This window comes from Paenibacillus xylanilyticus (genome assembly GCF_009664365.1).
GTDB lineage: Bacteria > Bacillota > Bacilli > Paenibacillales > Paenibacillaceae > Paenibacillus > Paenibacillus xylanilyticus_A.
The window spans coordinates 3,650,616-3,664,402 of the sequence record NZ_CP044310.1 but is presented as its reverse complement, the minus strand read 5'-3'; the positions used below and the strand labels follow the sequence as shown (position 1 = coordinate 3,664,402).

Genomic DNA, 13,787 nt, shown 5'->3' with positions numbered 1-13,787 from the left:
ATCTTATGGGGGAATTCGTATGTTTAAATCAAAACGCAAACGTTTTTTTAGCTTGGCCTCATTAACGCTGACTGCTTCACTTATTCTTTCAGCCTGCGGTGGAACAAGCAGCTCGGGAACTGCTTCAGAGAATGGGGGCACTTCGGATAGCAGCGGCGACAAAATCAAGCTGACCATGTTTATCTGGGCAGGCTCCAATCAGGATGTCGTACCTAAAGAAGTGGTTGCGGAGTATGTCAAGGAACACCCTAACGTTGAAGTTACTTTCGAGGAATCCTCCAATGCGATCATGTATCCCAAAATGGTAGCAGGCAAACAAGCTGATCCGAACAATCCGGTCGTCAACTTCGGTTACTTTAATGCAGATGCCACAGCCAAAGGCGTAAACGATGACATGTGGGAGCCGCTGGATACCAGCATCGTAACAAACATCAAGGATATTCCTGAACAATTTCACCAGCCTGACAACAAGGGCGTTGTATGGGGCGTATCCAGCTTCGGCCTGGTTTACAACAAAGATCTGGTGACTACGCCGCCAACCAGTTGGAATGACCTGTGGGATAACGAGCAATTCAAAGGCAAAACGGCACTATGGGATTACATGTTCTATTCCTATATTTCACCTCTGATTGCAACCAAAGGTGAGGAGATCGGCGCATCCTACGACAATCCTGAACCTGCATTCCAATATTGGGCTGACCACAGTGATCAAGTCGGCACGCTCGTTACATCCAACGACCAGTTGAAAGCATTGCTCGAATCCGGTGATGCCCTCATTGCACCATTCAGTGCGCAAGTCGCTCAAACCTGGATTGATGGCGGTTCACCGCTGGCTGTAGCCTACCCGGAAGAAGGGGCAATCTCGTTTCCGTACTCGCTCCAGGTCGTTAAAGGTTCAACACCCGAACAAACACGTGTGGCGAACGAAATTATCAACGAGCTGCTGAGTGCAGACGCGCTGACACGTTACGCGGAAGCAACCGGCACACCAGTGACTAGCACAGCCGCTGCTGTACCGGATAAATACAAGGATGATCCATCGTTCTCTGTTGAGACCCAGAGCAATGGCATCAATCCGGATTGGGACGTACTCGCTCAGAACAGCTCCGCATGGAAGGACCTGTGGGATCGTCTTGTGAAAACCAAGCTTCAATAACATGGTCGCCTGGAACATAGACGAGATGATTACCAGGCAGGAATAGGAAGATCCGAGATGAGCAATGAGCACCAATCCGTCTCGATTGAGGCAAAGCATGTTACAAAAATCTATGACGGACGGGCTGCCGTCGATCAAGTCACGCTTCAGGTCAACAAGGGAGAGTTTGTCTCCCTTCTCGGTCCGAGCGGTTGCGGCAAAACAACGCTGCTTCGAATGCTGGGTGGGCTCGAACAACCCGACGACGGAATCATTCTGCTCGGTGGGCAAGATGTCACGGGTGTTCCGGCATACGGCCGGAACAGCAATATGATTTTCCAGCAGTTGGCACTGTTTCCGCATATGGATGTATTCAACAACATCGCTTATGGACTCAAAGTGAAAAAGACCCCAAAAGCAGAGATCAAACGCCAGGTCCATGAGATGCTGGAACTCGTACAACTCGGAGACTACAGCAGAAGGGCCGTGTCTCAGCTATCTGGCGGACAGGCACAGCGTGTAGCAATTGCGAGAGCATTAATCAACAAACCGGAAGTGCTGCTGCTGGATGAACCGCTCTCCGCGCTGGACATGCAGCTGCGTCTTGATATGCAGCGCGAGTTGAAACGCATCCAGCGGGAATTTGGCGGAACCTTCATCTTCGTCACACACGACCAGAGTGAAGCGATGAACATGTCTGACCGCATCGGCGTTATGCGTGCAGGGCGGCTGCTTCAATACGCAACGCCGGATGAAATATATGAAAGACCTGCCGACAGCTTTGTAGCCAAGTTCATCGGGGATACCAACCTTTTGGAGGTTTCGGTTGTCGAGCCGGATTCAAATGGAATACGTGTAAGCATTCTGGGACATTCGCTGCTCGCCGGAAGCAATGAAGAATCTGCTTCATTCCGGCCAGGGGCAAAGCATTCCTTATCCATCCGTTACGAGTATATTCGCCTCGGGGAAGAGGCAGCTCATTGTGCAAACCAGCTGCAAGGTCGCGTTATGGAGAGTGTATACGGCGGGGCAAGTATCCGTTATGTCATCGAAACGCTGGATCATCTTCGCATTCAGGCGAGTGTACCGCATCAACGTGGAGGAACACGATATTCCCCGGGCGAATCTGTTCAGCTTGGTTTTGACGCGGATGATGCTCTGCTGCTCGCAGACTCAGGCACGGGTGCGGCATCATGAGCCGGATTACCGACAAGGTCGTCGATGTATACTCGTCCGGCAATCGCAAATGGACGACCCAATTGCTTCTGCTTTTGCCCGCGCTGCTGTTGATGGGCATCGTGTATCTCGGAGGGTTGCTGATATTCGGAAGATACAGCTTCGATATATACGACAATGGCAAATTGGTCCGCGGCTGGGATTGGAGCACATATCGGGCTTTTCTGACAGATCCGTATTATTGGAAACTGATCGGAAATACGTTCCGCATTGCGTTCAAGGTAACCGCGTGGAGTTTGCTGCTCGCTTATCCGCTCGCATATTGCATCGCGGGCTTGAAGAAGCCGGGATGGAAGCAGTTTTTGCTGCTGCTTACGTTCCTACCTCTGCTCGTGAGCGCGGTCGTGCGTTCCTATGGCTGGCAGCTGCTTCTGTCCAAGCAGGGCTTCATGAATTGGCTGTTCATTCATCTGGGTTTGACCGAGGAAGGCTTCAATATGATGAATAACGAAACTGGCGTAGTTATTGCACTCGTACACATCTTCCTGCCCTTTATGGTCTTTCCGATTCTCAACGTGCTCTCCCAGAGTGATGCTTCACTCAAAGCAGCTGCACATGATCTCGGAGCCGGAAGCTGGCGGACCTTTTTTACCATAACATTGCCGTTGTCGGCCAGAGGTATTGCGAGCGGAATCCAAATCGTATTTACCCTGTGCCTGACGGCTTTCACAACCCCTCAGCTAATCGGCGGGGGAAGGGTAATGACGCTGCCGGTCTTCATCTACCAGCGAACACTGGACACCAACTGGCCGATGGCGGCAGTGGCTAGCTTATTCCTGCTGGTGTCGTCCGTCGTGGTATCGCTGCTGGTCAACAAAGGAGCGGAGTGGCTTATGTTCCGCCGTTCCTGGGAAGGAGGACGTGCACATGGTTAAATCGGGACGTGTGACAAAATGGCTTCTTACGGTGTTCGTTGGAGCGGTCGCCATATACTTGCTGCTTCCACTATTAATGATTGCATTCACTTCCATAGGCTCAGGTTCAGCAAGCAAATTTCCGCCTCAAGGGTTCACCTTGGAGTGGTACGCCAACCTGAAGGAACAAACGCAGTTTCTTGATGCTTTCAAGAACAGCCTGATTGCTTCAGCAGGAGCTGTCATTTTGGCATTGGTGACGGGCACGCTCGCTGCGGTAGCCATCGTGCAGTATCCTTTTCCGGGTGCGGGGCTGCTCCGAGCTTTCTTTGTATCGCCCATGGTCATGCCCAAAATCACATTGGGTATCGCATATCTGATCCTGTTCTCCAAAATGCACATTGCAGGCGGATTGTTTGGACTTGTACTAGGAGAAGCCGTCATTGTACTGCCGTTTGTACTCACCATCGTGGGCAGTGCATTGGCCAATCTGAAGCCGGTCCATCGGGAGGCAGCGGCAGATCTGGGGGCAAGCCCTTGGCGCATCTTTTTTACCATTACGCTGCCTCAGCTCAAATTCGCTATGTTGTTGTCGGGATCGATCGCCTTTGTATTTACGTTTGATCAGGTCGAAGCTGCATTGCTGCTTCTTCGTCAGGACAGCTATACACTGCCGATTCAGCTATTCCTCTATATGGAGAAGTGGCAGGATCCAACGATCGCAGCCGTTTCGGTTGTATTGATTGTTGGCGCCTTGGCATTATTCTTGGCCATAAAGCTGGTGCTTCGCTCCATTCCGGGATTCGAAGGATGGTTTGGAAGCCGAAAAAAATAAAAGGGAGGAATCGAAAACATGAATTCACAGCAACCATCCGAAGCTGCAGGCTTAAACAGGGACCGTGCAGATGAAGTAATGAAAGCGAAGGGACTACAAGCGCTTATCGCAACGACGCCGGAAAACATCCATTATGTCATCGGATCGCAATTGCGAGCCAGCAATTGGACGATGCAGATCTATGCCATACTACCCGCTGACCGTTCTGCAAGACCGTGCATCGTCATTCCGACGAATCGTCTGGGCGTCGTTGCTCAGTTTGGTATCACCAACGTTGATATTTTTGCTTATAGCGATTTCTTCGTTGAGGGAACGATTGAAGGCAAACCATCCACCGCAGACATCGATCTGTTCTATTCCTTGCTGCAAACGACTGTGATTCACCAAGGGGCAGCAGATGCCCTGTTTGCTGCGCTGAAACACCTTGGCATCGAGAATCAGCCTATTGGTATCGACGAAATGCGGATTGCGTCAGATATTATGGCACGGGTCCAGGACGCATTGCCAGATGGAGCTGTTGTACCTGCTTATAAATTGTTCAGGCATATAAGGCTAGTCAAAACACCATTTGAAATTGAACGGCTGCGCCGCGCGGCAGAGGTCAATGAACGAATCGAGCAGGAGCTGATTCATCTAATTGCTGCAGGCGTGCACGAGAAGGAACTCGCCGATCATTACCGGATCGCCGTGATGCGTGCGGGCGGTACACCAGCGATGACAGCCGTGGGAGCAGGACCGCGCAGTGCTCTGCCGTTGATCGAAAATTATTTCCACACGATCGAGCAGGGAGACCAGATCCGCTTCGATCTATGCATGCAGTTGGACGGGTACTGGGGGGATACGGGCCGTACCGTCGTTGCGGGTGAACCAACGGCCTGGATGAAAAAACATTTTCATGCAGTGAAGAGCGGTTGGGAAACTGCCCTAGAAACCGTACGACCTGGTGTCAGAGCATCGGATGTATTTCATGCGGCGGTATCCCGCGTACAGCAGGAAGGCATCCCACATTACCGAAGGCAGCATGTGGGCCATGCGATCGGGCTCGAGCTGTATGATGACTTGACCATTTCCCCGGGTGACCAGCACATACTGGAGCCTGGTATGGTTCTTTGCGTGGAAGTCCCTTATTACGAGCTTGGCGCAGGCGGCTTTCAAATCGAAGATACGGTTGTCGTGACGCCGGACGGATATGAGTTTCTGACGCATATGGAGCGCAAATTATTCATTAAATAACGAATCCCGGAAGGCTTCGAGCAAGCGATCAGGCAGCTGCCGATCAGGAGCTTTCCTGCCGAGAAAGTTGGAATTTCAATGATTCAGCAGGGAACCAAGACGTTTCGAAACATTAGCCTTGCGTTGTTTGCCGCAGGATTCGTTACGTTTGCGTTGTTATACAGTCTCCAACTTCTCATGCCGGAGATTAGTGCTGCATTTGACATAACTCCGGCACAATCGAGCCTGACGCTTTCCGTTTCAACGGTGGCCATGGCTATCACCATGCTGTTTATCGGCACGTTGTCTGATGCCCTTGGGCGGCGATTCATCATGACGGCATCCTTGGTGCTATCTTCCATCATCGCAATTCTGAGCGCATTCAGCCAGGGATATACAGATTTGTTGCTGCTCCGCGTCCTGCAAGGCGTGGCACTTGCGGGTCTGCCTGCCACAGCGATGACGTATTTGTCGGAAGAAATTGAACCTGTTAGTTTGGGGTACGCCATGGGGCTGTACATCAGTGGTAACTCCATCGGGGGTCTGGCAGGGCGATTTATAAGTGGAGTTATCACGGACTGGTTCAGTTGGCGGGCAGCCATTGGATTTATCGGTGTGCTTGGCCTATGTGCAGCTGTTGTCTTCTGGTTGGTCATTCCGCAATCACGGAATTTTATCAAGACTTCGCCGGGATTAACCAAGGCGCTGCCTCTACTATGGTCACAATGCCGGAACCCGCGGCTTCTCAGTTTGTATGGGCTGGGCTTCTTATTAATGGGAGGCTTTGTTACACTGTTTAATTACATCGGTTTTGAACTGACCAGTGCTCCGTATCATCTCAGCCAATCCTTGGTAGGAAGTCTTTTCGTCGTGTATCTTATGGGCACAGTCAGCAGTACCTGGATGGGCAGGCTTGCCGACCGTTATGGACGGTCCCATGTACTTAGCATTACCATTGCGATCATTCTGGCGGGTGCTATCTGCACCATGCATCCGGCATTATGGATCAAAATTGTGGGTCTCGGTTTGTTCGCCTTCGGCTTCTTTGGTGGACATTCCATCGCCAGCAGCTGGGTCGGTCTTGTTGCGGCCCATCATAAGTCGCAGGCGAACGCTCTGTATTTATTCTTTTATTATGTTGGTTCCAGTGTTAGTGGAACTGGCGGGGGGTATCTGTACAGCCATTTTGGATGGATCGGCATTGTAGGCATGATCGGCGCGTACGCCGTTGCAGGCTTTGCACTGTGCCGTTTTCTCCTGATTGGGCAAAAACAACAGACGACCGGCACTCCGATATACTGAGAGACAACTCGAAATGTCAAAGGTCAGAACGCCATTCACAAATGAAATCCATAGTGATTCGATTATGAAGGGTCATTTATGGAGTCTTGAAGAACATCGCCTGTATGAGAATCTAAATATGATATTTGAACCGTTGATCTGTATTAAGATCAACGGTTTTTTGATGTGTACCTTTGATCTGTAAACATGTGGATTCAGTCCCCAGATCTCCTGGTTTGTTTTCTGGAATGTATCATTCGAGAAAGGCGTGATCTGCTAGTTTGTTGTCGCTCTCTGCTAGTTACACAATGAATTGTGGAGCGTATCATTAGAACCGTGCAGTAGATAAGCCTTCAGAAAAAATGAATATTCATTAATCAACCAGAACAGAGGAGAAATGCTTCATGGATATGGGGTTAAATAACAAAACAGCGTTGGTAACAGGTTCCACGAAAGGAATTGGCAAAGCGATTGCCATCGAGTTGGCCAAAGAAGAGGTCAACGTACTGATTAATGGACGAAATCATGAGGATGTTGAACGTGTTGTCGGAGAAATCAAGTCTGCGTATCCGAATACTTTGCCTCAAAATGCAGCAGCTGATATCGTCAATGTTGCTGAACGCGAAGCATTGTTTGCAAAGTTCCCGCAGGTTGATATTTTGGTAAATAACACCGGGATTTATGAGATCATGTCTTATTACGATGTAGATGATGCCGTGTGGGAAAAATACATTCAGACCAATGTGCTTTCTGCAAATGCATTAACCAAATTTTATATGCCCGCTATGCTGAACAGCGGATTTGGCCGGATCGTCTTTATAGCGAGTGAAGAAGCCGTGATGCCAGGTCATATGCCGCAATATGCCGTCACCAAGTCCATGCTGCTATCGTTATCGAAGAGTTTGTCCAAGCTGACAGTGGGAACGGAAGTAACGGTCAATACAATCATGCCTGGACCAACACTTTCGGAGAATGTACAACAGATCATCGAGAGCGTCTATCAGGATGAAAACCTGACTTTTGAGGAAAAAGAAAAAACATTCATGGCTGCGAATCTTCCGCAATCCGAGCTGCAGCGTTTCATCAGACCGAGCGAGATCGGCAGACTTGCTACATTCGTATGCAGCCCTTATGCAGCGCCATTTAAAGGTTCACCGATCCGTATGGATGGAGGAATGGTTCCAACGATTTACTAAACATGCACGGCTTAGAAATGAATGATAGCTGATATTCTCGGTTGCGGGTATGTTCCTTTTCAATGATGGGATGTTGGTACAGTAGAAGTTATTCAAATCATCTAGTGCTTGAAAGTCACATGTTGGCGAGCTTAAGGGCTCGCCTTTTTTTTGTTAGCTTCACATTGCTTCTGGAATGCAATTAACTTGTCTCACTGTACCGTTATCGTTGTATACACAGTTTGTAAGAGTATCATAAGGATATCCAGAAGATATCCATGTCGTCTTTAATTAACGGTCCTTTTCTGATCGCATCTTAGCAATGTGTTGGAAGTCGCTTTTGCGGCTTTTTTTGTTTTGACAAGACTAGTTAGATAGGAAGGTGATCTCTATGCAATGGAATAAGGTGTACCACCTATACGGTGACTTGCTCTTAAAATCTATGTTTTTTTATGTTGATTTTAGTTGTAAAACAGTTTTAAGTGCCGTAATCTTATTTTGATTGTAATATCAATTATATTGTTTTATGAAGTAACTTATGGAGAAATGGAGAATAAGCTTCGATGAAGTCATCTGATTTAACCCGTCCATTTTATTTTCTATGGACGACCCAGACTGCTGCGAATGCAGCAGACGTGCTTTACATCATGGCACTTACAGTGCTGGTCCTTGATCGAACTGACTCTCTTGTGTCGGCAGCACTGATGCCGCTAATGCGCAGCGGAGCCCAGATGTTGAGCAGTTTGATTGCACCATTACTGATTAATCGTTTCAAGTTGTCCAACCTTCTACTAATGTCGCAAGTGGGACAATTTTTGTTATTCATTGGCCTGGCGGTTTATTTGCAGTTTAACGGAGAGGCTTCATCACTTGTTTTAGTATTTTTGCTAGTATTCGTGATGTCTTTTCTCGATGGTTGGACAACTCCGGCTCGTAATGCACTGGTTCCTCGTTTGGTATTGCGTGAGCAAGGTCTGCTCAAAGCCAACGGACTGCTTAGCGTCAGCGATCAGATCGTGCAATTTGCAGGCTGGGGACTAAGCGGTATCATTGTTGCATTTATGGGAGCTAGCCCCACTTTATTGCTCACTGCTGTTATTTACGGTCTAGCCGCGGTATTTACGCTGGGTGTCAAGGAACCCGTAAGATCGGAAATCGTCGAAAAGGAATTAGATGCACTTTCTTCTAATGACATATCGGAAATTGGCACATCCAAATGGCATACGTTAACTGAAGGCTGGAAAATGATATGGGAAACGCCTCGCCTGAGGGTGCTAACCTTTATGGACATGATCGACATGCTCGGGGCATCCATTTGGGTAGGTGCATTTACCCTTGCTTTTGTACAAGTTGCACTTGGTCAAGGCGAAGAATGGTGGGGATTTATTAATGCCGCTTATTTTGCAGGGACCATAGGTGGTGGTTTGCTGGTACTGGCATTGGCACGGACCATCGGTAACCGTTATGTACTGGTGATGATGATTGGCATGGCTGGATATGGAGTGCTGACTGCGCTTTACGCACTTAACACGCTGCCTGTTGTTGCTCTTATTTTAGTCATGTTCATGGGACCCTTCGCGGAACTCTCCGTGATTAACCGCCGTACATTGATTCAGCATAGTGTAGACAAACAGCTGCTGCCCAAGGTGTTATCTGCTCAAGCTTCACTTATGCATCTCGTATTCTGTATTTCGCTACTGGGCATGGCTGGACTTGCCGAATACATCGGGATTGTGAATCTCTATTTGTTCGCGGCCGGACTAACCATTCTAGCACTCTTGGTAGGTTTGCTGAGTTACAGGGCTTTCCGGGACCCAGCCAATCATACTCATATAGGCGGGTAATTGATGCTATGGACCATGATTAAGAAACGATAACATTAATAAAAAATCACGGGTAGTCTGCGGAATGGCAGTCTGCCTTTTTTAATACATAAAATTTAAAACGGACTGAATGATTTAAGAAGGAAAGGATCTAAGAAATTATGAGGTGTAAATGGTATTCAGTTTTTCAATTAAAGATCGGGTGAAAGAAAGAAGAAATTCCCAGTAAAAAATATATAGTTACATATAAAGAATTGTGAGAAAAATGTCGAAATTGAATAGGCATAGATTCTTTACTCCATGAGATTTAGGTCTATTTTGTTTCATATATATAGGGGGTAATCATTTGAAGAAAAAGCTACTCATCAAAGTCATGACAACTACTGCTCTGCTTAGTGCAAGCATCCAACCTGCTTTTGCTTCAACGGAACTGACGGACATCCAAGGTTCTTTTGCCCAAGACGCCATTCAGAAGTTGGCTGAGGCGGGAATTATTAATGGGCAAGGTGAGGGTAAGTTTAATCCCACTGGCAAAATAACCAGGCAGGACTTCGCAATCATTCTTTCGAAAGCTCTGAATCTGGATGTGGAAAGTGCGCCGGTACAGCCGACTTTCACGGATATTCCGACTGATAGTTACTCCTACAAATACGTGGAAGCCACTGCGCAAGCAGGCTTGATCAGAGGACTTGGTAACGGCACTTTCGGTTTGGGACAGAATTTATCCCGGGAAGATATGGCCGTTCTGTTTGCCAGATCACTAAGCTATACTGCAGGTACTGATATTACATCCGGTAAAGCATCGCAGCTGAAATTCTCGGATGCTAGCTCCATCTCGGATTATGCTAAAGATTCGGTAGCAGTAGCTGTAGAGCTTGGGTTGATTAATGGAAACAGCAACGGTACCTTTAATCCACAAGGCAATGCTAGCCGGGAGCAGGTAGCTTTGGTGGCCAGCAAATTTCTTACAGCTCAGCAAAAAATACAAGAGGATCTCGCGAACCAGCAGTCCGAGGAGCAGGATAATGCAGTACCCCCGAGCACAACGACTGACGATGTAGTGCCAGTTCCACCCGTGTCTTCTTCCGGCGGAAGCAGCAGCGGCAACAATGGAAGTCCTGCTGCCCCAACGGATTCCGCAGCTCCAACGGTTGCCATCATGTCATCCACGCCTGTTCCAGTTGGAGGAAACGTAAGTGTAACGAGTTCTGAAACCGGGGTTGTTTATTTGGTACCATTTGAAGACACTCCAACTGCAATATCGGGGCTCAATATATTGGTGACAGATCACCGTGCTGCCAAGAAGTCCGTCACAGCTGCCAATACCCAAACCTTCATCTCAACTGAAGGACTGGTTGCCGGAGTGTACCGGGCAGTTGCTGTTGATGCAGCAGGAAATGTTTCTATGCCTTCAGCTACATCGATTGAGTTAGTTGAGAACACAATTCAAACGACTTCAATCGAGTTTTTGGATGCCCGAACGATTGCCTTGAGTTATGATGAAGAGTTGGACCCGACTCATATTCCCACTGTTTTTAACGAAGAAGGGGATACAATTTCCTCTGATTTGGTTGTTAAAGCCTTAGATGGTGATGTTCTTTACCCTATTTCTTTAAATGATGAAGATGTCTTGATTTCTGGGAATCAAGTATTAATCAAATTGCCATTCCCGGTACAATTTGAAGATTATCTGTATATCTCCTATCAGCCTCAGGTCGAGGAAAATGCTCTACGCACCTTATCAGGGAAAAAGGCTCAGTCAATTAACGGATACAAAATTCAATACTCAGAGACGAATGAAACCGAACTATCCTTGTCTCTTGCACCAAATGCCTCTTTTGTAGTTAATCCTTCTTTAGGAGAGAATGACTCCATCTTATTATCTGGAACAGCCAATCCAGAAAACTACAATAAGCGCAGCATTAAGAGTTTAATTCAAGTTAAACGGGGAGAGACCGTAGGGAACCTCATATACAATTCAGTAGATAAAGATTTTGATATTATCGATACGGAACAGCAAGTGCTTGGCAGCATAAGCGTCACTTCTACCTCAGATGCGTTGACGATTAATCCCAATACGGATAGCGGATTAACTATTGTTCCTTCTAGCTCTTTATCGAGTATGAATACTAAGCTTGTGTTCACCCTTCACGAGAAGGGGAATGATCAGTCTAAGCGGGTTACATTGCTCGTTACGTTTGATCAAACCAAACCAACCGTGACGGATGCGACTTATCAAAATGGAAATATTACGCTGAGCTTTAATGAGCCGATCACTGTATCATTCCCTTCTGGTGGTAGTAGTACATTAGAATACGCACCTAGCGGTGATTTCACAGCAGAAGATAAGAAGGTATTATTTGGAGCGCCTGCAGGTATGATTAGTCCAGAAATAGATTACCAGTTTTCCTTGGTTAACAATCAGCTAGTAATTATTCTGACCGAGGAAGCTTTCACAAGGTATAACTTTGCATCTCCTGGGAAGTTCCGTGTAACACTTAATGGCTATCAAGATTATGCTAAAAATGTTTTAGAACAAAATCAGTGGGAAGTTTCTATTCCTGCGATTCAGGATTGAGCCAGCCAGTGCGAGTGGAATTTGTTATCTATCAAAAGGCTATTCCAATCGAGTTTCAAACCTATCTCTCGATAGAGCACCGTGCTGTTCTTAAGAAGATGCCAGACTTCTACGCTGCTGTGGGTGCATTAATTCAGAGGAAGCCAGCAGGAGTTGCATTAATCCATCTCCCTGTTCTCGATTCTAAGCGAACGGCAAAACTACTTGATATCAATATTGATCAAGCGCATCGCCGGCAAGGGCTTGGGCGAGCATTAATGAATCAGATCTGCTCACTGCTTCGAAAGGCAGGAGTTCATGAACTGACTGTTGAATATCTGGCGAGTGAGATGAATCAACCGAAGTTATCGGCTTTTTTCCAAGCTTGCGGCTTTGATCTTTCGGTCCCCGGTATCTATGTATACAGCTCATCACTGCAGGTTCCATCAGAGTTCCCATGGGTAAGAAGCTTATCCTTGCCCGATAGCTTTACAACCCGGCCTTTCTATTCCATTTCTCCTGAGGAACGGGAACAGATACATGGTGGGTTAGGAGAGTGGTATCCATCAATATTGGATCCATTTGCAGAAGAAGAGCTGATTGACAAAAGTCGAAGTGTTTTCCTGCGCCACCACGGGGAGATTGTGGGGTGGCTGATCTTTGAACATTTTGATGACAAGACCATTCTATGTAAAACCATGTTTGTCCGCACTCCTTTTCAGCGTATGGCCAGAGGTATAGCCTTGATGGCAGAGGCAAGCCGGAGGCTGTCACTGGATCCGGTGTATAGTGAATTGGTTTTCTTTGTGGAAGCAGAGAATCAGCCGATGGTGAAATTTATTAAAAAGCATGTGTGTTCTCCACAGTTAAAAGAAGAAATTTTATGGAGATCACAAAAAACACTTCATTAAAAGTAATCAGATACGTTCTCGTAAAGTTAAGCCTCGGCTTAACTTTTTTTCATAGTCTGAGGATTTCTACCTGCTTCTCATTGGAAGGGATGAAAAAAGTTAAAACGCTACTGACATACCGTGGTCAGTAGCGTTCTTTTATGATTCATGAAGTAAACCTGTGGGGATGGAAAACTTGTGTTAACCCAAGGGGATTGTATCTTCTATTGTAGAAAGGATGTACTTTAATGAATTTCGCTTCTGTACGTGTGATTACTGACGACGTGGATCGTCTTGTCGAGTTCTATGAGGAAGTTATGGGTATAACAGCGGAACGTCCCGCGCCAGTCTTTGCCGAACTCGTTCTGCCTTCGTGCACTCTGGCTATAGGCCACTCCCAGACAGTACCACTGTTCGGTGTTTGCTCCGCAGTGGCTGCTGATAATCGCAGTGTCATCCTCGAGTTCCGTGTTCACGATGTCGATGCCGAATACAAGCGCTTGAAGCCCGTTGTTGATGACTGGGTGAAGGAACCGACTACGATGCCGTGGGGGAATCGTGCGATATTGTTCCGTGATCCCGACGGTAATCTCATTAACCTCTTCCAGCCGGTGAGCGAGGAAGCGATTAAACGGTTCAGCGGTAGAGGTTGAAAATCTATCTCTAGTTTACCGAATCAAAGCAGCTGATCCATATGATCAGCTGTTTTTGATGTGTTTCTAACCTAACGAAAGGATAGCGTCTGAACTAGAGATGACTCAATAATCTTGTTATATGAATAGCATCCCT

Annotated in this window: 11 protein-coding genes; all 11 read left to right on the top strand. The window is 47.2% G+C overall.

Annotated elements, in window-relative coordinates; translation table 11 throughout:
• Positions 1 to 19: 19 nt before the first annotated feature.
• The 11 genes from F4V51_RS16250 (at position 20) to F4V51_RS16200 (ending at position 13,651) form a co-directional block, all read left to right on the top strand.
• Complete coding sequence (locus tag F4V51_RS16250) at positions 20 to 1,156, top strand: ABC transporter substrate-binding protein (RefSeq protein ID WP_153978829.1); 1,137 nt, start codon at positions 20 to 22, stop codon at positions 1,154 to 1,156.
• Between the two features lie 57 nt (positions 1,157 to 1,213).
• Positions 1,214 to 2,332, top strand: a complete 1,119-nt coding sequence (locus F4V51_RS16245; RefSeq protein ID WP_153978828.1) for an ABC transporter ATP-binding protein — start codon at positions 1,214 to 1,216, stop codon at positions 2,330 to 2,332.
• Positions 2,329 to 3,246, top strand: a complete 918-nt coding sequence (locus tag F4V51_RS16240; protein ID WP_153978827.1) for an ABC transporter permease — start codon at positions 2,329 to 2,331, stop codon at positions 3,244 to 3,246. Before F4V51_RS16245 ends, F4V51_RS16240 begins: the two co-directional genes overlap by 4 nt.
• A complete protein-coding gene (locus F4V51_RS16235; RefSeq protein WP_153978826.1) occupies positions 3,239 to 4,060 on the top strand; it encodes an ABC transporter permease in 822 nt (273 codons plus the stop codon). Before F4V51_RS16240 ends, F4V51_RS16235 begins: the two co-directional genes overlap by 8 nt.
• Positions 4,061 to 4,078: 18 nt before the next feature.
• Positions 4,079 to 5,293, top strand: a complete 1,215-nt coding sequence (locus tag F4V51_RS16230) for a M24 family metallopeptidase (RefSeq protein WP_153978825.1) — start codon at positions 4,079 to 4,081, stop codon at positions 5,291 to 5,293.
• A 72-nt stretch (positions 5,294 to 5,365) separates the two neighbouring features.
• Positions 5,366 to 6,574 (top strand): MFS transporter, encoded by a 1,209-nt coding sequence (locus F4V51_RS16225; RefSeq protein ID WP_167301739.1) that lies wholly within the window; start codon positions 5,366 to 5,368, stop codon positions 6,572 to 6,574.
• A gap of 383 nt (positions 6,575 to 6,957) precedes the next feature.
• Positions 6,958 to 7,749 (top strand): SDR family NAD(P)-dependent oxidoreductase, encoded by a 792-nt coding sequence (locus F4V51_RS16220; protein WP_153978823.1) that lies wholly within the window; start codon positions 6,958 to 6,960, stop codon positions 7,747 to 7,749.
• A gap of 542 nt (positions 7,750 to 8,291) precedes the next feature.
• Positions 8,292 to 9,572 carry an MFS transporter gene (locus tag F4V51_RS16215; protein WP_153978822.1) on the top strand — a complete coding sequence of 427 codons (1,281 nt, stop codon included), beginning with the start codon at positions 8,292 to 8,294 and terminating at the stop codon, positions 9,570 to 9,572.
• Positions 9,573 to 9,897: 325 nt separating this feature from the next.
• Positions 9,898 to 12,129: an S-layer homology domain-containing protein gene (locus tag F4V51_RS16210; RefSeq protein ID WP_153978821.1), complete on the top strand. Its 2,232-nt coding sequence runs from the start codon at positions 9,898 to 9,900 to the stop codon at positions 12,127 to 12,129.
• Positions 12,130 to 12,143: 14 nt separating this feature from the next.
• Positions 12,144 to 13,019: a GNAT family N-acetyltransferase gene (locus F4V51_RS16205; RefSeq protein ID WP_153978820.1), complete on the top strand. Its 876-nt coding sequence runs from the start codon at positions 12,144 to 12,146 to the stop codon at positions 13,017 to 13,019.
• A gap of 227 nt (positions 13,020 to 13,246) precedes the next feature.
• The gene (locus F4V51_RS16200) at positions 13,247 to 13,651 is read left to right on the top strand and encodes a VOC family protein (protein ID WP_153978819.1); all 405 of its coding nucleotides are present in this window, start codon (positions 13,247 to 13,249) and stop codon (positions 13,649 to 13,651) included.
• Positions 13,652 to 13,787 lie beyond the last annotated feature (136 nt).